15 protein-coding genes are annotated in these 20,467 nt (G+C 35.7%); 8 read left to right on the top strand and 7 right to left on the bottom strand.

What is annotated here, in order from left to right; translation table 11 throughout:
- Positions 1-206: 206 nt before the first annotated feature.
- Positions 207-2,180: a motility associated factor glycosyltransferase family protein gene (locus tag C6H17_RS02180; RefSeq protein WP_005219096.1), complete on the top strand. Its 1,974-nt coding sequence runs from the start codon at positions 207-209 to the stop codon at positions 2,178-2,180.
- A 1,009-nt stretch (positions 2,181-3,189) separates the two neighbouring features.
- Here the strand turns inward: C6H17_RS02180 and ruvB are convergent.
- From ruvB to ccoG, 6 genes are all read right to left on the bottom strand, one after another.
- Positions 3,190-4,233, bottom strand: a complete 1,044-nt coding sequence (gene ruvB, locus C6H17_RS02175; protein ID WP_005219098.1) for a Holliday junction branch migration DNA helicase RuvB — start codon at positions 4,231-4,233, stop codon at positions 3,190-3,192.
- A gap of 52 nt (positions 4,234-4,285) precedes the next feature.
- A complete protein-coding gene (locus C6H17_RS02170; RefSeq protein ID WP_005219099.1) occupies positions 4,286-5,065 on the bottom strand; it encodes a histidinol-phosphatase in 780 nt (259 codons plus the stop codon).
- A gap of 136 nt (positions 5,066-5,201) precedes the next feature.
- Positions 5,202-5,591: a GtrA family protein gene (locus C6H17_RS02165; protein WP_020995639.1), complete on the bottom strand. Its 390-nt coding sequence runs from the start codon at positions 5,589-5,591 to the stop codon at positions 5,202-5,204.
- Positions 5,592-5,612: 21 nt separating this feature from the next.
- The gene (locus tag C6H17_RS02160; RefSeq protein ID WP_020995640.1) at positions 5,613-6,287 is read right to left on the bottom strand and encodes a tetratricopeptide repeat protein; all 675 of its coding nucleotides are present in this window, start codon (positions 6,285-6,287) and stop codon (positions 5,613-5,615) included.
- Between the two features lie 13 nt (positions 6,288-6,300).
- Positions 6,301-6,423, bottom strand: coding sequence for a hypothetical protein (locus C6H17_RS13225; protein ID WP_263363170.1), 123 nt, complete (start codon positions 6,421-6,423; stop codon positions 6,301-6,303).
- A 20-nt stretch (positions 6,424-6,443) separates the two neighbouring features.
- Positions 6,444-7,886: a cytochrome c oxidase accessory protein CcoG gene (ccoG, locus tag C6H17_RS02155; protein ID WP_005219103.1), complete on the bottom strand. Its 1,443-nt coding sequence runs from the start codon at positions 7,884-7,886 to the stop codon at positions 6,444-6,446.
- A gap of 138 nt (positions 7,887-8,024) precedes the next feature.
- Between ccoG and abc-f the strand changes: the two genes are divergently transcribed.
- Together abc-f and C6H17_RS02145 are read left to right on the top strand one after the other, a co-directional pair.
- A complete protein-coding gene (gene abc-f / locus C6H17_RS02150; RefSeq protein WP_005219104.1) occupies positions 8,025-9,632 on the top strand; it encodes a ribosomal protection-like ABC-F family protein in 1,608 nt (535 codons plus the stop codon).
- 927 nt (positions 9,633-10,559) lie between these two features.
- The gene (locus tag C6H17_RS02145; RefSeq protein ID WP_104731322.1) at positions 10,560-10,886 is read left to right on the top strand and encodes a hypothetical protein; all 327 of its coding nucleotides are present in this window, start codon (positions 10,560-10,562) and stop codon (positions 10,884-10,886) included.
- Between the two features lie 60 nt (positions 10,887-10,946).
- On the opposite strand, the gene C6H17_RS02140 is transcribed toward C6H17_RS02145, so the two are convergent.
- Entirely contained in the window at positions 10,947-16,922 is a 5,976-nt protein-coding gene (locus C6H17_RS02140; RefSeq protein WP_005219106.1) for a S6 family peptidase, read from the bottom strand.
- Between the two features lie 328 nt (positions 16,923-17,250).
- Between C6H17_RS02140 and C6H17_RS02135 the strand changes: the two genes are divergently transcribed.
- The 5 genes from C6H17_RS02135 to C6H17_RS02115 form a co-directional block, all read left to right on the top strand.
- The gene (locus tag C6H17_RS02135; RefSeq protein ID WP_104731321.1) at positions 17,251-17,436 is read left to right on the top strand and encodes a hypothetical protein; all 186 of its coding nucleotides are present in this window, start codon (positions 17,251-17,253) and stop codon (positions 17,434-17,436) included.
- Positions 17,437-17,680: 244 nt separating this feature from the next.
- On the top strand, positions 17,681-19,069 hold the full coding sequence (locus tag C6H17_RS02130; RefSeq protein ID WP_005219107.1) for a hypothetical protein: 1,389 nt from the start codon (positions 17,681-17,683) through the stop codon (positions 19,067-19,069).
- Positions 19,070-19,075: 6 nt separating this feature from the next.
- On the top strand, positions 19,076-19,552 hold the full coding sequence (gene fabZ / locus C6H17_RS02125; protein ID WP_005219108.1) for a 3-hydroxyacyl-ACP dehydratase FabZ: 477 nt from the start codon (positions 19,076-19,078) through the stop codon (positions 19,550-19,552).
- Entirely contained in the window at positions 19,549-19,995 is a 447-nt protein-coding gene (gene fabZ / locus C6H17_RS02120) for a 3-hydroxyacyl-ACP dehydratase FabZ (RefSeq protein WP_005219110.1), read from the top strand. The genes fabZ (C6H17_RS02125) and fabZ (C6H17_RS02120) overlap by 4 nt, the downstream gene beginning before the upstream one ends.
- Positions 19,996-20,005: 10 nt before the next feature.
- Positions 20,006-20,467: radical SAM protein (locus C6H17_RS02115; RefSeq protein WP_158655000.1), on the top strand; the 462-nt coding region annotated here is incomplete at its 3' end.

Genomic DNA, 20,467 nt, shown 5'->3' with positions numbered 1-20,467 from the left:
CTAAGGTGCGGACAAATGAGCTAAAAACGACCAAAGCACAAAATAGCGAAGTAAAAACGAGCGAGTCAAAAAAAGGTGGGTTAAAAACAAACAAAACACAAAAAAGTGAGTTAAGAGTGGCTAAAACACAAAAAGCTAAATCACAAAAAAGTGAAATAAAAGAAACTGAATTACAAGAAGCAGTATGTAAGCCGCTTAGCACAATCATGCAAGATTCAGAGTCACAAAAAGCACAAACACAGATTAATGAAAACTCCATTTATGAGAGAAACCTGCACGCATTAAGCATACGAGATCCGCTTCTTTTCTACAATCTCTTAAAAATAGAAACAAATACGCAATATGAAGTCTTTATGGGAAATGATAGTGCGAACTTTAATATTGTTGAATTGCAAAATAATATCCCGCTTTATAAAGGCGATCCCTTGCAAGAGAATCTAGAGGTGCTAAAAAGCTATGAAATATATCGCTATTATCCCTATTTATACGCCTATGGTTTAGGGAATGGAATCTTATATCGCATGATGCTTGGCAGCGAGATTCTAAAACGCATTGTAGTGATTGAGCCAGAATTAGAGATTATTTATATTGTGCTAAATCTCATTGATTTTAGTGAAGAGATTCTAAGTAATCGACTGATTTTACTTCATTCTCCACAATGTAATTTCAATATGATTAACTCCCTTTTTGATATGGATAAATTCTCTAAAGTGTATTCTAAAGTCTATGATTTGTTGCTACCAAATGGCTATTATGAAAAATATAGCGAAGAGATTCTAAGGATTAATAAGGACTTTGTAGCCGCTATTGAGCATGGTGTAATAAGTGTAGGCAATGATACAAAAGATGCTATCGTTGGGATAAAACAGCATATTGAAAATATGAAATATTCACTCTATGCCCCAAGTCTTGTAGAAATCCATAGTAAGCTTAAAGGCAGAGATACAGCCATCATTGTATCCACAGGACCAAGCCTTTATAAGCAGCTTGATACATTGAAAGAAATCGCTCCTTATGCGACACTTTTTTGCATTGATGCGAGTTTTCCCGTGCTTACAAAGCATGGCATAAAGCCAGATATTGTGTTCTCTTTAGAGAGAGTGAAAGAGAGTGCGAAATTCTACACAGATACACCTATGGAGGCACAAGAAGATGTGATTTTCTCCCTTACTTCAATCGTGCATGAGGACACTATACATGCGATACAAAAAGGCACAAAGCAGTTTAGCTTCCGCCCATTTGGCTATACAACGCTTTTTAATTTCTATGAATATGGCTATCTTGGCATTGGCATGAGTGCGGCAAATATGGCATATGAATTAGTCGTGCATTCGCAGTTTAAACGCTGCATTATCATAGGGCAGGATTTAGCCTTTGGTGAAGATGGCTCAAGCCATTCTAAAGGTGCGGTATATGGTGAAAATGAGATTAAACCCAAAAAAGATAAAATCTATGTGGAAAAATATGGCGGTGGTGGTGTAGTAGAGACTACGGAAGTGTGGAAACTCTTTTTAAACTTCTATGAAAAAGACATAGCAAATACACCTTATAAAATAGAAGTGATTAATGCGACTGAAGGTGGAGCAAGGATAAGAGGGACGATTGAAATGCCTTTTAAAGAAGCTTGTGCTTTGGTGCCAAAGGTAAAGAAAAAGCCACTAAAGCTTAAAGCCCCGAGTAAAGCACATGCAAAAAAGAATATGGAAAAAGCCATTGAGATTTGTCAAAATTGGATTGATTATGGCGAGTTACAACAAGAAAAAGTTGAGAGTGTATTCTTAGAATTAGTCGAGTTTTTACAAGAGATAGAAGAGCTAAATCGCAAGAATGAGCTAGAAAAATTTAACTACAAAACAATGGATAAATTAATAGATTCTATAGATGAGATTAAAGATATTTTTAACTCAAGGGTGTTTCATGACTACTTCACAGATGCTTTGCAATCCTATATTTTTCATCAAGAATTAGACATAGCACAGCTTCTAGTGCGACCTATTAATAATGAAGATGATAAAAGGGGCAAAGAGCTAGAATGGCTATATCATCATAGATATTGGCTATTTAGCCTTGCAGGTGGCATCGACACGGTTGTAACCGTCGTGCGTAAAGCTTTAGAATATCTAAGTGGTGAAAAATACGAGAGCCTAAAGGATAAAGAGAAAAAGGAAAAAGCAAAGTAAGGTTAAATTTTTATTGATTTTGGGTTTGAATTGGCAAGATATTAGACTGGAATTTAACCATTTGTGCAACTTGCAATCTTACACAACACAATCACTACAACCAAGTCTTTTAAATCAATCTCAAATATTAAAGTTTGAAAAATGCAAATACAAAAAGATCTAAATCAAAAATATATAAAACCCGATAAAATTCACACAAACTAAATCTAACATGACAAATGCCTAAATCCAATAGACTAAAATAAGGCGTAGAATCCAAAAAATCCCATAATAAAAGATTTTAGAGAATTAAACATTAAAGATAACGCATAATTGAAACTAGAATCTCAACAATCTAAAACACCCATTGCAGAAGTATTTTTTAATAATTCAAGGGTCGTGTAGATTCTTATGCAGTAAGTTTGTTGGATATAAATGATGAAGCACGAGAAGCAACTCTCTTTGAAAGTGCCACTTGTGCGAAGTACCAGTCCAAACCCGCAAAAAGACAACACACAGAATCAAGATTCTAAACTATAAAGCAAATATAAGATTCCAATTTCCCCACAATCCTAAACACCAAACCCCACAAAAAGACAATTAGAATCTAAAAAGCCTATAACATTTTTCACTCCCTAAAATGCTTCTTGACACAACTCCCCATATTGTCTTTTTAGATTTTAATCAATGCTTAATACTTAAATTTTTTAACACTCATAAAACAACTCTCTCTAACACACATAAACACACCAACACACAAAAGCCTTAAATTAAGGGTTTTATAACAAGCTACTTTAATAATATGCTTATATGTTATAATTCCTTTTTCTTACTTCCACATGATTTTTTGTTTATATCTTATGTGTGTTTTTGAATGTATTTTAAAAAAGGATACACAAAAAGTAAAAAGGGCTTTTTGCTTAGTGTTTAGAGTATCGGTGTTTAGGGTGTTTGAAGCTTGAAAAGTGTTGTATTATTCAAGTATTGCATACAACACCGATTTTAACATTAACAAAAGCAATTCCCCCTGTTAAAATAAACTTAAACCATCATTTTTAGCATAATGTGGAAAAAGTGTATAGGTTTTAGGCGTGGCGATTCTGCCTTTTGCAGTGCGTTCGATATAGCCATTTGCAAGCAAGTATGGCTCAATCACATCTTCTATTGTCCCCTCATCTTCACTCATTGCTGCTGCAATTGTATTTAAGCCAATAGGTCTGCCATTTGCCTGTGATAGAATCTTCAAATAGCCCAAATCCATCTCATCAAAGCCTAGCTCATTTACGCCTAGTTCATTTAATGCGTGTTTTGCGATGACTTCATCAATCATATTTTTATCCTGCACTTCAGCAAAGTCCCTTACCCTTTTTAGTAGTCGCAGGGCAATACGCGGTGTGCCACGCGATCGTTTTGCAATCTCTTTTGCACTCATTTCATTAATCTTTGTGTTTAGTTTAAGGCTTGCTTTTGTGATGATTAGGGCTAACTCATCTTCATTGTAAAATTCTAGTTTCGCACTGATTCCAAACCTATCTCGCAAGGGGTTTGATAGCATACCAGCCCTTGTTGTCGCACCGATTAAAGTAAATGGGGCTAAATCAATCTTTATAGTTTGAGCTGCCGCCCCTTGTCCTATGATAATATCGAGGCGAAAATCTTCCATAGCTGGATATAAAATCTCTTCAATAGCAGGGCTTAGCCTGTGAATCTCATCGATAAATAAAATATCGCCATGACTAAGATTTGTCATAATCGCTGCTAAATCCCCCGCTTTTTCTATCATGGGGGCTGCACTGACTTTAATATTTGCCCCCATTTCATGTGCGATAATGTGGCTAATCGTAGTTTTGCCAAGCCCTGGCGGTCCAAAGAATAGAATATGGTCTAAACATTCATTGCGCTTCTTGCTTGCTTCAATAAATACCTGCAAATTTTTCTTAATCTTGTCTTGTCCTATATAGTTTTCCCATGATATAGGTCGCAGGGTATTTTCATTTTGAGAATCTATTGTCTTCTTATCACCAGCGATTATGCGTTCTGTTTGTTCGTTATTTAATAGTGAAATTTTCTCCATTATATAGCCTTGTTTTTAGTGAATTATAGCAGACTTCAAGTGATATTTTTTATTAATCTAAATCAACCAAAAACTTCTGTTTTTTACGAAAAATTGCAAGTTTGTTAAAGCCAATATCTTTTAAAATCTTTAAACATTCTTCATAACCAAAGCCTACTTGACAAGTATCGTGTGCATCGCTTCCCATCGTTATATCAAGTCCTATTTCCTTTACTTTTTTTAGAATCTCTCTTGAGGGATATTGCTCTTTTATATCTTTTCTCAAACCTGCTGCATTTATCTCTAGCACCATATCCATATCTTTCATAATATGTAGTGTTTCTTTCATTTTTGCATAGAGATTCTGCGGCATAACATCACCAAATAGCTTTGGTAAATCAAAATGTCCTGCTATTTGAAAATATCCCGTTTTTGCCATGCCTTGCAGTGATGAGAGATATTTATCCCAAGTGGCAAATACGCCCATTTTTTGCCATTTACCTATAAATTCTGGGTTATCAAAGCCCCAATCATCTAAGAAATGCACCGAACCTATCAAGTAATCCACATCAGAATCTAACACAGACTTATCTAATAAATCTTCCCTACCGAGTATATAATCTACTTCTAACGCACATAAAACCTCCATAGAGTTATAAGACTTTGGAATCTGTGCAAGATAGTTTGGTAAATCCGCAAAACTAATGCGATATTTCTCATCAAATCTCATCGGGGCATGGCATGAAAATCCAAAAATATCTATACCAAGACTACTTGCCTTTTGCATATAAGATTCCATACTCCCATTTGCATGATTGCAGTAAGTGGTGTGATTATGTAAATCAACTCGCATATTTTTTCCTTAAGTGTGATTAAATTTAGTTTTATTTTAGCATTTTGATATGAAATCTCATTCCATATCAAAATACATTAAAATGACCTACACTTGCTCATAAAAGTATAGAATCTATTATGTATTTATTATAATCTTAGCGAAAAGTCCAAAATTTATGCAACAAATAACCAACAATGACATACATTATACTTGCAATTATGAGTGCTATATATTCATTCCAAGATAAGATTCTATAACATATAATAAGTGTCAATAAATTCGTCATATATGCAAGAGTGCTTGCTATCACAAAGCGTGTAAAATCTCTTCTATGCGTATGCTTTGATTGAAAAGTAAATTTCTTGTTGAGTAAATATGAGACTATAAAGGCGATTCCATAGCCTAGTGCATTTGCAACCTCTGGCACAACACCCATAAAGGTTAAGCCAAACATAATACCATAGCCAACAATGGTATTAATAATCCCCACTACACCATAAATAATAGTGCTTTTATCGATATATTTTTTTACATATTGTCTCAAAATGCTTCTCTTATAATAAGACTATTTAATTCCTACTTCATTAAACTCTCTGTATTTATCACAGCCGCTTTGATAGCCATAATCACATGCCTTGCCATAAAACTCTTTTGCAATGCTTAGATGATTTTTCATATCTGTTTTTTGCTGATACATTACGCCCAAATTATAACAGCCAAGCGGCTCCTTACCATTACATGCTTGTTTATAAAAGTTATCTTCCTTATCAAAGCTTTGTCGCACACCCTCTCCATTACCATACATAATGCCTAAACCATAGCAACTTGCGCTATTTTTTTGCTTACATGAACGCTCATAAAAGTCTCTTGCCCGAAAATAATCATGTAAATGGAAATAATAAATATCGCCGACATTACCACAACTTGCTACATTCCCACTCTCACATAGCTTTTCAAAATAGGCTAGTGCTTCATCGTGTCTGCCTGCAAGTGTGTATATCATGCCTACAATCTCACATTGTTTATCAAGGCATTCTTGCGGACCAACCAAACCATTATCGATAAGATAATCACACGCATTCGCATTATTTTGCATACAAAAATTATATGTATAATGCCATTCTTCTTCAGTTAGCCTATCAAACGCATACAAATTATAACACAGCATAAAGCCAACAGAAAGGACTAAACAAAACCTTTTAAAAAAATAAATACAGCGTGTGATAAGAAATGCTCTCAAAACAAACTCCCTGCTATGCTATAGTCATAGCAATTATAAAAGTAGATTCTATAATATCGGTCTTTATGGGATTTTGTGGAATGTTTTTTAGAATCTCATGTATGAATAGTTTTTTTGCTATATGGAATCTATTCATAGTACACTGCAAGCCAAAAGTTATTTATGCAACTTCTTCTCAATAATAGTTTTGCTTGGATATATAAAGAATGTACTATATGTGATATTAATGCCTTCTTTATTATCAGTTGCATAAGATTTAATCGTAAGTGGCATGTTTTTGTCCGTATCTATCGAATCATTATAATCGCCCTTTGCACGCAATATAACAACAAGGAATTTCGCATCATTTGGCTCTATTAAAAATTCCTTTTTATCCTTATAATCTGGCATGATAATCTCAAACTTATCTGCCATATCACCATCTACTTCAAAAGCAAAAGTATGCGGTTCTCTATCAACATTCTGCACGACGAACTTATACACATTATCAATCGCACCACTCTCTCGCACAATATAAAGCTCTGATGCCCTCGTGATATTTAATAGCATACTCTTGTGAGATTTACCCACAAAAATAAGCAATCCAAATATAAGTGTCAATATCACCATATATGCAATAGTTTTAGCCCTTAAAAGTCTTGGCTTTGTCTTTTTCTCCATAGCATTTGGCGAACTCCAAGTAACAAGACTTGGTAGATTAAACTTCGCCATAACAGCAGAACACGCATCTACGCATTCTAAGCAATGGATACATTCAAGCTGTGTGCCTTTTCTAATATCAATATGTGTTGGACACACTTTTACACAATTTTGACAATTCGTGCATTCATTATGTGGGTCTTGCTTCTTAGGGGCGATGCCTATTGCACTGCCATTTGGATTATATAGCAATCCCCCTCTTTTTGTATCATAGATAGACATAAGCGTATCATTATCAAAAAAGACTGACTGCACTCTTGCATAAGGACACATATAAATACAGAATTTTTCAGCGATAAAGCAGACCTCAATCGTCATAAATGAAGCAACAACAAGCCAAAATCCAAGTAAAACTCTATGTTCTTCAAAATCTCTAGCATATACAAAAAAATCTTCTGGCGGAACAAAAAAGAATAAAAAGTCAGCAGTAGCAATAAGGGCAATACATGCAAAAAGCACAATGCCTAGCACATATTTAAACTTTTTCATCGGTGTGTCAAGCTTTAAGACTTCTTGCTTATTTGATATTTTCTTTCTTAATCCAAGTAGTTGAGTTTGAATAATATCACGATACACAGAGCGGAAAATAGTCTGCGGACAGCCCCAACCACACCAGAATCTCCCCGCCATAACGGTCATAAAAAAGATACCAACAAAAAGCATCATAAGCATAAAAGTCATAACATAAAATTCTTGTATGCTATACTCAATGCCTAGCACATGCAATACCTTATGGTCAAAAGAGAGCAAAAAGATATGATTTTGTGCTTCCCCGATACGAATGAAAGGGACGACTAAAAGCACGATTGTGAGTATAATGTAGCCTATATGTCGCTTTCTGCGAAAGTTTTCAACCTTAGCACCATTTTTTTGTGTATTAGAATCTGAAGCGGCTTGCATAATCAATCCTTTAAATAGTCTTTGATAGCTAGAATCAAAGTTTCGGGTTAATTTGATGATTATACATATTTTAATGTTAAAATTACATTAAAGTGTTAAATTTTGTAACTTTATTTAAAATTAATACTAAGGAATGCTATGTTACAAGCAATAAATGTGAGTATGCGTTATGCGACAAAAACATTATTTGAAAATATAAATATAAAGCTTGATAGTGGAAAGAGATATGGGCTTATTGGGGCAAATGGTGCAGGTAAATCGACTTTTCTTAAGATTCTAAGTGGTGAGATAGAGGCAAGTAGTGGCGATATTGTGCTAAATAGCGGTTTGCGTCTTGGTGTGTTAAGTCAAAATCAATACGCATTTGAAGATTTAAGCCTTAAAGATGCTGTGCTAATTGGCAATAAAAGGCTATATGACGCGGTAAAAGAGAAAGAGAATCTGTATGCAACAGCGGATTTAAGCGATGATAAAATCAATTCTCGTTTAGGTGAGCTTGAGATGATTTGCGTGGAAGAAGATCCTATGTATGAGTGTGAAGTTGTGATTGAAAAGATTCTAGAGGACTTAGGATTTCCAGCAAATACGCATAATGAGTTAATGAAAACACTCACAGGCGGGGATAAATTTAAGATTCTATTAGCACAAGTTTTATTTCCAAAGCCAGATGTATTACTGCTTGATGAGCCGACAAATAACCTTGATTTAAGTGCTATTGCATGGCTTGAAGAAAATCTTAAAAGACATGAGGGCACACTCGTAGTTATTAGCCATGATAGGCACTTTTTAAATGCGGTTTGCACGCATATTTTAGACCTTGATTTTAAAACACTGCGAGAATTTAGCGGTAATTATGATGATTGGTATATCGCAAGCACACTCATAGCAAAACAGCAAGAAATGGAAAGAAATAAAAAGCTAAAGGAAAAAGCGGAACTAGAAGACTTTATCCGCCGCTTTGGTGCGAATGCAAGTAAGGCAAAACAGGCAACTTCAAGGCAAAAACAGCTTGATAAACTAAACCTTGAAGCCTTGCAAATATCAAGCAGAAGAGACCCTAGCATTGCTTTTAAGATTAAAAGAAATATAGGCAATGAAGTGTTAAATGTTGAGAATCTTAGCCACTCTTATGGCGACTTAGTAATATTTCAGAATCTAGATCTCAATGTCTTGCCCGGTGATAAAATCGCATTAATCGGTGCAAATGGCGTTGGCAAAACCACACTTTGTAAGATTCTGGCAGAGCAATTACAGCAAGATAGCGGCGTAGTAAAATGGGGAGCGACTATTGAAATGGGCTACTTCCCGCAGGATACAAGCGAGATTATAAAAGGCGAAGAAACGCTATATGAATGGCTAAGGGCATTTGATAAAAGTGTAGATTCTAATGAGATTAGGACATCACTTGGGCGAATGCTATTTAATGGCGAAGAGCAAGAAAAAAGCGTGGGGGCATTAAGTGGTGGTGAAAAACATAGAATCATGCTTTCAAAACTCATGCTTGCTAAAAGCAATTTTTTACTCTTAGATGAGCCGACAAACCACCTTGACCTAGAAGCCATCATTGCATTAGGCGAAGCCCTTTATAACTATGTAGGCGGTGTAATATGTGTAAGTCATGATAGAGAACTCATCGGTGCATATGCGAATAGAATCATAGAACTTGTTATTGATTCTAAAAATGGTGGCACAAAAATGATTGACTTCCGCGGCAGCTATGAAGAGTATTTGGAAACGAAGAGGTAAAATATTTGTTGATAGAAACCAGCATCCCTTAATCATATAGGAAGCGGTCTTATGGTATATAAGCTGCATGCTCCACTTAATTTTCAACTAAGTGAGTTTATGAAATCTATGAGTTAAAATCTCATTGAAGTATCTTATACTTTCCTCATATATGAACTACTGAAATATTATATTCACTCCAAAATTCAGGTGTATCCCAAGAAGTTTGTATAATTGCTATATAATTATCGTTATATTTTCCTTGATAAAAGAAATTATCTCTAAAATATATCCAAGCTTGGTATTTATATCCTTTATAACATGATAGATTGCTAGGGGTAGTCTTCCTACCAAATCATCACTCCAATAATAAAAAGATTAATATAATCTGTGGAAATAATTCTTCCATGGTGTCAATGTGTTTACCGATATGGGTAGGATTTGCGGCATTCAAACTAGATCCCCAGTATCCCCCCAAAAAAAACTTATCATATTTAAATTTGTTTCCATGTCGATAGGAATCGCAATAATAATACAACATGTTTAATTCAAAAAATTCTAAAATATCTGCCTTAGTAATGTTTGGATTTGTAGGTAATATCTCAATTTTGGTTTGATATTTCTTTATTGTGTTGCTCGTTTCATAATTTGGAAGTATTTCTACACTGCTTTTCTATTTTTTCAAAAACATTATATACCGCACTCTAATTATCTATGTGGATTTTAAGTTTCTCCTAGGATTTCTACCATATTTAAAGCATTTAAAGTATATATGTATGCAATACTTGCTTTATATGTTACTTTTTATGTTATGTGTTATGCTCGGCTCTTAGTATGCAATGCAAAAACATTAATACACTTGCAAAACATAATAACCTTACATGCAAACACTACTAAACATACTTTATAAAGTAGATAACAAACACTATTTTATAAGGAATGATAAACATGCAATATACAACACTACATGATATAAAAAGGGTTATAACAAGCTTTGAAAATAGTATTAATAAATCTAGCAATAAAATATATAAGCTTACAATAGGACAATATCCACATATAAGCCTTGATAAAGCAAGGGATATAACAACAGAATATAATTCTATATTGCAAAGCTTAGAATTTAAAGAAAAAGGATTAAGCCTTAAAGACTACTTGCAATACATGCAAGATAAAGATAAAAATGCAAAGCTTACTTTTAATCATGTATTTACTGAATGGATACAAAAACAAAGCATAAGAGAAACTACAAAAAAAGCAATACATGGCTTTTAATCAACACCGAAACACAAAAAATCTAAAACCCAAGCCTCAAACATAGAAGCTATAAGCCCCCTAAAACTTATACTGCAATCTCACATCACCTTTAACACCAAAGTTACCTTGTATATCAAATAGGCTAGAGATTCCATACTGCAGGGATAAATCATAGTCAAACTTATTATACCCAGTGAAATTCAGCTGAAAGCCAAGCGTATTATTACGCAAATCATAGCCCATAAAGTTTTGTGCGTTGCTAAGGCTTACAAAGATTTGATCACCAGAGCTATACACCCCTTGCTTTGCGATGACTTGTGCGCTATATATCGCATTCTCTTTTACAATGCTATATTCCACACCAGCCCCAATCGCAAGATTAAAATCATTATACGCTTTTTGCTTATAAGTCGTGCCACTAAACGCACCGATACCATTAAAGCCGATATTAATAAGCCCCACTGGCTTTAACACCTGCTTAAACTCCCCAAGATTCCCAAAGTCAAACTTATATTTGTAATACGAGCTCCACAACCAGCCAAATGTCCCAGCTCTCATGCTATCACTTGGCATGTTATTTTGAGATTCTATAGTTTTATTGCTATCCATATAGCTAAAGTTCATATTGCTTTGGACTTCATGCACTTCTTGTATATCAGTATTGACATAGAATCCGACATTATAAAACAACGAAGTATCTTTGATGCCACTAAGGCTATAGTTTGACCCACCGATACCAGCCATAGCACCGATTAAGTAGTCATTACTACCAAAGCTAAAGAGTCTATCATAGCCTAAGTTTGTGCCATAAAACACGAGATTCCCACCACTTTGTCCAAAGTAGCCGCCACCGACATTTACCCACGCATTATTCTTTTTTCTCTGTTCTTCGATAGATTCTATAATCATGCGTATTTCATCAAAGGCACTCATCTCTGTATCACTTGCTACCTCTGCGTTTGCCTGTGTGTTTTGTGCGGTATTCATCACTAGCTTATATTTTGAAAAGGTAGGCTGCATGACTTTTACCTGCATAACCCTTGTATTTATCGCTTCATTATTTGCGTATAGGACTTTATTACTCATCGCAGAGCCATTGTTTGTAGCCATGTTATTCATATTTTGATTCACACCTGCGAGATAGCTATTTAACTCTTGGTGCTGATTTGCCATACCTGCCATTTGCACGAAATCATTTTTAGGATTATGCTGTATGACAATCTCTAGCAATTTATCATCATTGATATAGTTTTTTAACTCATTGTAGCTACTAGGATCTTCTTTGGTAAATTTGACTTTTACTTCGCCATTTTCTACAATCGTTACCCAATATAACGGATTATTTTTATCCGCAAATTCAAAATAGATTCTCTTATCTGTGCGATTATCCGTAATGCTTCCAGCAGAAATAAGTGTGTAGTATTTATTGAGCTGAAAGTCTCCATTGCCATTACCGCTACCATTTGGTGCTTTTATGCTTTCATCTAGTTTTACATCAATGCGTGTGCCATTATCTAGCGTGAGATTTTTACCATCGCTTTGCACTTGTCCGTTTGACATACTATTGCCTTGTAGTTTCAATGCGTGGAATCTATCATCATTTGTCCCCGCTTGTGCGGCTAGTTTTGCAGGATCAGAGTAAGATTGCGTTTGGTTTGTAGGGGTTGGTGCTGTTTCGCTTGTAATATCTCTTGAGTTCGCACTATTACTTGCCATATTTGATATAGGCTTATTGTTTTGAGTAGGTTTGCCCACATGCTCTAAAGTCAAGCTTTGCGAGATAGAAAGATTTGCTTGTATAGGCGAAGTGATATGATTTTGTTTTGCCATATCGTGCTTTAAGATTCCAAAGTGGATTCTAGAATTTTCATCAGTTGTTAGGCTTGTCATGCCATTGCCATTTGTGTTATTAAAGCCCTCGCGATTCATATCCCAGCTATTTACATAGACATTGCTACCATTTTTTGCGTCAATATCAAAGTTTTTTTGCTGACTTTGTGTGCTGCTTTGCTTTGTTAAAGGATTTTCATTTACCTTTTCTAAATCAAGGGCAATATATATATTACTGCCCTTATCTGCTTCTAGCTTTTTAATCTCTAGCTTTGAGCCTATCTCTGTTTGAATCTTAGTATCGCCACCTTTATCAATTTTCAAAGCATTGTTATTTTCTGTTTTAAAAGTTGAGTTATCAGCTATATAGAGATTATGCTTGATTCCCTCTGTGCCTTTGAGTGTTACATTTGCAGAATCTTGTAGCCATACATTTTCACCATAGAATCCATTATGACTAACATTTCCACCCTTAAATACAAAGTTTGTAACATTAAATTGTGCGTTGCTTTCGACTTTGAGTTCAAGTTGATTTAAATTCTCTGCAATAATTGTTTTCGCATTTAATGCTGTATTATCACCATTCAATTTAATGCTATGAAAGCCGTTTGTAAGCGTTAAGATTCCACCCTCTGCGATATTGAGACTAGCACCATTTTTTAAATCCACACTGGCAGTAATATTGCTAAGATTAGAATCTATTTTAGAGCCATCACTTGCTGTGATAGCACCTTTATATTGTGAATCTTGTAAAGCTTTGCCAAAAGCTTTTTCATCTTTTACTAAAGATTCTTTAGCGTGGGCTGTTAGCGTGATATGGCTTTTTTGCTTGGCGTCAATATTAAACTCTTGTTCTTTACCGCCTAACTCAAAGTTTAACGCCACGCTTGAATTATTAGATTCTAACTTCTTACCATTCCCCAAAAAGCTAGAATCTTTATCTACATTGACATTCAGCTGTAAATTTGTCGCTTTTAGGTTAGAATCTATTTTTCCCCCAGTTGTTAGCACGATATTGCTAATCTTACCATTCATAGATTCATCAGCAAAGCAATCTACCCCGCTTTTACCATTACATTGCGTATCTAGTCCGCGTTGAGTTGTGCCGGTGAGTTCAATGCCTTGCGTGGTTTTTAAAGTCGCTTCATGTATAACTTCTTGCCTTTCACCTTGCACTACATCGCGTGTTCCACCGCCTGTTGTTTCTTTGAATCCATTGACAATGATTAGCGTGTTATCTTGGTTTTGCGAAGTGATTTTTTCATTTACTTCAAGCTTTGAGTTTTTACCCTCTACTAAGATAGAGTTTTTAAGGCTAGATTCTTGTATATCCTTTGTTGTAGTCGTGCCATTTTTCGTATCTTTTAGTGTGATAGATTTTAGGGTTAGGGTAGATTCATTCATTACGCCGACATTGCCGGTAATATCTGTGCTTGTGCCGGTAATATTTGATTTATCTTTTACAAAAAGATCATAATGCTGTGGCTTTGTGAAGTTGTTTCCACCCATAGAGTTGAGATTGCTTAAATCAAATGTAGAGCTTTCAAAGCCTAGAGATTCTGTAACTTCAAGCTTTGAGCCACTCTCAATCTTAACAATATCATTTGCATTGTTATTGATTCCTTTGAAAATAAGATTCTTAACTTCCGCAGTGCTACTACCGCCTAGTTTTAGAATCTCACCGGTTTTATGTTCGCTCCTATCAAGTGTTAAAAAGTCTGCCTTTAAACTCGCCTTATTTTTCAAATCAAGCTTAGCGTTAAAGTCATAAATGCTTGAGTTGATTTTTGTGCCGTTCGCGTCAATCTCGCCTTTAAAGTGGATTGTTTGATTTGCGATTTTTTGCGTTTCTTCTTTTAGTTTTTGGCTCTCTACTTGCTGTTGATACTCAAAGCCATTGCCTGTGGTGTTTTCGCCGTCTTTTTTATCAATATAATGCTCTATATCCCCGCCAAAGTTAATCGCCGAGCCATTATGTGCGACAATTTTACCCTCCAAAGTCGCCTCACGCCCCACATCAAGCCGAGAATTTTGCAAATCAATCGTGCCGATTTTAAATACTCTATGATCCCAGTCGGGCTGCTCTAGTGTGCTAGGGCGACTTAAGTCCATCCATTCGGGCAAGGTAACACCTTCCGCGTTCTTAACGAGATCTAGAAGACTCTTTTTTTGATTGCCGATGGTTACCGGTTCATCTCTAATATATGCATGGGTTGTGGGGTGTCCTTGCAGCACGACTTTGCCATCTGTTACTTCTAAACCTTTAACATTGACATTGCCATCAAAGATTAGTGCAGCCTTGTCTTTATCATCAATATTCTTGCTATCATCACCTTTGTAAATCAAGCCAATATTGTTATTTTCACTTGAATTATCTTTTTTAGAATCTGTGCTTTGTCCAAAACTCGCGTGGATAATAGTATCAGCCTTATCTTGCGTTTTGTTTTTACTCTCATCATAACCCTTACCCTCAATCACCATATAGCTTGTGTCTGTTTTGTCGGTATTAATGATATTTGCACGAGAATCATTACTTGAGATAGTATTAAGCGTTAAGCTATTGCCCTTTAAGTCCAAATTCCCGCCGCCATTGCCAAAGTAGATTCCCAAACTATCCTTATTCTCTTGTGCTAGTATAAAATGATGTTTAAATCTAGAATCTAGCTGTGAATTATCTTTCACCGCTCCAAAGGCTTGTGCTTTGCCCTTTACTAGCTCTAAAGTCCCACGCCCACTTGTGAGATATACGCCATTGAGAGCTTGAGTAGCAGTATCAAAAATGACTTTCCCCTCACCTACGCGTAAATAGCCGTATTTACCATCAGTCACGGAGTTTGGGCTATATTCAGTCTTTATGACTAGTGTGCCTTTACCGACTTTATGTAAGGCGTCATTTACGCCCGTTTTATCTTTAATAAATCCCAGTCCCCACTCTACCTTTACCTTTTCGTCAATATCAAGCCCCGCACCATCAAAGCCAAAAATACCACCATTAGCATTTGGATTGCTATTGGCTTTGTCACTTGTGATTTTATAAATGGTTTCTTTGTCTCCATTTCCTTCTTTTGCCTTAAATACAAATCCCCCAACCTGTCCGCTATTATTACGATAAATATTTCCAGTAACTCTAATATCCCCACCATTTTTAAAAACAATATCTTTGTCGCCCTGTAAAGTTTCAGATCCTGCTGTATTCAAAGCATTGTTAGACAAAGTCCAGTTGTTATGCCCTTTTAAATCTATTTCCTGTTCAACACTTTTTTTATATTTTTCAAAATCTTCCTTAGTTGCCACAGCCACACCGGCACTACCGCCCCCCACTAAGTCTGCTTTAGAAGCCACGCCAAGCAATACCCATTTTTTCTTTTCTTTGTCATAAATGAAAAATCCACTACCACTATCCCCCGGGCTTATGGCATTTACCCAAGTTCTATCAGTAAATTCTATAAGTTGGATACCTCTAGCACCTATATCTTCATTTGCTTTTGAGTTTTCATAAGTGATTTTACTAAAATCAATGGGACGACTAAAGCTACCACCACGAGTCCCAGTAATCGCAGCAATGCCAGCTCCATTAAAGCCGACACCGGGCGCATTAAGAAGACTTAGCCGACCTGAACCTGCTTGAAAGATAGTTAGATTGCCATTAGAATCTTTATTTTTCTCTAAGTAATCTTTGAGTTTTTGTAGATTTTCTGCTTCTTGTTGCGGATTGTTGGTGCTATTGTTATTATCTGATTTTAGTCCAGCATCAAATATTTCTGCTTCACCCTCTACAATATATTTATTAAACCGAACAAACGACACATCATAGCCGTAGTTATTTGATTTATCATCGCTTTGTAAGTTATAGGTAGTCTGTCCCCAGCGTCTCATCTCTACCGTATTAGAGTTAGCAATAGAGTTATTTCCAGTGCTATGTGTGCCTACCACATGTGTAGCTGTGATAGCAAAATTTCTGCCCAAAGCTGTGGAGTTACCATTATTACTACGAGCAGATTGATCAATGATAGGGACTTCAAAGTCCATAGAAACGCCGGGCTTCTTGCTTGAGTGGATAACGACATTTTCCGCCCCAGCACTAAAAGCCCCCTTATTCTGTCCTAAGTCCAAAAAATCGCGATAGAAAAAAGTATCATTTTGAATAATCTGTGCGTTTAGCGTAGTCGTCGCACTAAGATAACCAGCAAGGGCTACTGCGATCCACTTTTTCTTCTGCAACATATATGTCCTTTTGGTATGATTTTGGTTAAATAAATATGAAAATTATGCGATAATAGCATGTTTTGTGCCATATTCGTTTAACAAAAAAAAAAAAACGATTTTCTGCAGAATCATGCCCTATTTTGCGATGAAACTTTGTGTTAATGTTTGTTATTTTATTTTGAGATTTTAGGACGAAAAGCTTTGAAATTTAGTTAAGCAAAAATTTTTCGCTATGCTTAAAATGATTATATGTTATGTAGAGTATCATGCTGTTTAGGAAAACAACTTGCGATTAACTTTATTTAGATACAATAAAAAAATATGACTAAATTTTCAAGGGCAGATTGTGATAGAGAATAGTTTTGCAATTGTTTATACACCGCTGTGTAGGGATACCAAGAATAGCTTTGATATAAATGAATTCGGTTCTCAAATTGATTTTTTTAAATCAAATTACGGTGTTATTGCAATGGAGCGGGTAGTATCTGCTATCACCCCCCCCCCCCCATTGAGTTTCAATGTGATTCTTTAGAGTCTCGCCAATCTACATATTCCGCATATAAACAACATTTCAACAGATTAAAAAAAGATGAAAAATATATAGAGTATTCTTCTACGCTTGATTCATATCAATTTCCCGCAAATTCATTTCTTTTGGACTTTAATAATTTTCGTATAGTTTATTATGTCTTAGCTATGCTATTTTGCCTACACAGCTTGACTACAACGAGTGTTTATCTCATATTGCAAAATACAATAGCACTGAAGGGGATATTATGAACTTTAAACGAGCTAATACAAAGTTTGATGAGTTGTATGAAATACGATTGGCTACGCCTAATGATATAGATAATATTATGGCATTTCTTAAAGCATATTGGGATAAAAATCATATTTTAGCAGTAAATAGAGATTTTTTTGAATATGAATTTAGAGTGGGCGATAGGGTTAATTACATTTTAGCGGTGAATAGGCAAACGGGCAAAATAGATGCGTGTGAGGGCATTTATATCTATTCAAAGGGCGATGATGACACAGAGCCTTTTGATATGGCTGGTGGTATGTTTCGCACAAGCCCACATGCGCTTTTGCCATTTTTAGGACTAGAGATTTTATATCGCAAACGCTTTATGATGGGTGTAAAAATGCGTTCCTACATTGGCATTGGTGCAAAGAAAGAGACGACCTATATTCTCACAAAAAAATATTTCAAAGATGATATGGTGGGGCGATTAGATCATTTTTATAGGCTAAATGATAAAAAAGAGTATCAAATCGCTCACATTACACACAAGACAATACTTGATATAGATTCTAAGGATCAAGCAGAATTGGTGCTATTTAGAGATTTTAAGCATATGTATGAAGTATTTGATAATGAATCTTTTAAAAAACATAATCCTTACAAATCGCCGTGGTATATCAACAAGCGATATTTTAATAATCCTGTATTTACATATAAGCTTTATGGATTAGAATCTAGCCTTGTGCTTGTATGCAGGGAAGTGGCATATAATGGAGCTAAGATTCTACGAATAGTAGATATTTTGGGGGATAGAGAGCAGTTTCATAGGGCAGGGGAGGCACTTGATAGGCTTATGAAGCAAAATGACTATGAATATATAGATTTATATCAAAAAAATATGGATAGAGATGGGCTTAAAAAAGCTGGATTTATAGAGCGGCTAGAAGATGATGTAAATATAATTCCAAGCTGGTTTTCACCTTATGCAGCAAAAAATATAGAGATTTATTATCATGCTTATGGGGAAAATCTCTATATGTTTAAAGCTGATGGAGATATGGATAGACCTTGTAGCGTAGATGTAGAGAATTTAGGCTATCGTTGTGTAAAACAATTAGATTCCATAAGGGATATTTCGCCTTTTTCAAAAGCTCAATATGACAAGGATATAGAATCCAGTAATTGTCATACTGAGCCTTTAGGCGAAGTATCTAATGTGGAATCTCAACAAGATTTTTCGTCTATGGCTCACACGAAACAAGCTCTTGCCCACACTTACAAAAATGACAAGGATCTAGATTCTATAAAAATGCACCCTAAACCCTGCACCCACCCAAATTTAGCGCAGAATCTAGATTCTAAAAATCACACAGCTTACACAAGCACAACACAAAACCAAAATTCCACAAAAGAAAGCTAATCCACAATGACACCGATATTACAACAACTCACAATAAATCACATTCAAGCCTTAACCGCACTCACTTACCCATACTTGTATGTGGATAGAATCACAGAGCTAAAACCCGGAGAATATGTCAAAGGCTATAAAAATGTAACCTTTAATGAGTGGTTTTTCCCCACGCATTTTAAAGATGATCCAATAATGCCGGGTATGCTTCAAATAGAGGCTTTGACACAGCTTTTCACTTATGTGTTTTTAACGCTCCCGGGTAATGAGAAAAAGCCTATAAATATATTAGAAGTAGATGGTGTGAAACTTCGTCAAAGAGTAGTCCCCGGGCAAAAGCTAGAAATGGAAGTAGAGACATTAAGCTGGAAAAGAGGGATAGGTATAGGCAAGGGCAAAGGTATGGTAGAAAATAAAGTCGTGTGTGAAGGGCAGATAAAAATCTGTATGCCTGATATGTTAAAAAATATAGTGCCAAAGGAGCTAAAATGACTATGGATATACTTGAAATTCAAGAATATTTAGAAAATCGCTATCCGTTTTTGATGATAGATTCTATATTAGAGGGTGAGGCGGGAAAATATATGGTCGCTAGGAAGAATCTTAGCATTAATGAATGGTATTTTGTGGGGCATTTTCCGGATAATCCGCTTATGCCCGGAGCATTGCAGCTAGAGGCTATGTTTAATACCGCGGCATTATGCGTGATGACAATGCCAAATATGAAAGGTAAGAAGTCGGTTATCTCTAGGATTTCTAATGCGGTGTTTCACACAAGTGCCTTGCCCGGCGATGTGCTTTCTGTCCGTGCGGATTTGCTCTCCTACAAAAGAGGTGTGGGAGAGTGCAAGGCAAGTATTAGCTGTGAATCTAAGTGTATTTCTCAAGTGGATTTAACTCTAGTTATCCCGCAGGATTTAATCACATTAAAATAGGAGCAAATAAATGTCAATGTTAAAAAAACCCATAGTTGTATCAAAGGTGCATAAATATATAAAAGCATTAAAAAATAATGGTGGCAAGGTGGGCAAGACCCCTCGCTCAATCACGCTTAACTATCATAATGCTTGTAATTTTAAATGCACTTTTTGCTACTCAGAGGTAGAAAATAAATATAACAAAGAGCGTTTGGAGCTAAGTGAAATAGAGCGAATTGCAGATGAGGCACACGAGCTAGGCATTTGGGAGATTGTGCTTTTAGGTGGGGAGCTAACAATCAATAAGGAAAGTCTGCTAAAACTCATTCAAGCGTTCAAGCCAGAGAGATTCCAAATGATACTTATCACAAATGGATATTTAATTACACCGCAATATGCTAAGGATTTAGCAGAAGCTGGATTAGACGCTATGGCAGTATCAGTAAGCGGTATGAACGCAGATGAATTTAACAGAATACGGGGGGGGGGG

The organism is Helicobacter rappini, assembly GCF_900198625.1.
Taxonomy (GTDB): Bacteria; Campylobacterota; Campylobacteria; order Campylobacterales; family Helicobacteraceae; genus Helicobacter_A; species Helicobacter_A rappini.
Note: the sequence above shows the minus strand (reverse complement) of the source record. Positions and strands in the feature narration are given on the sequence as shown.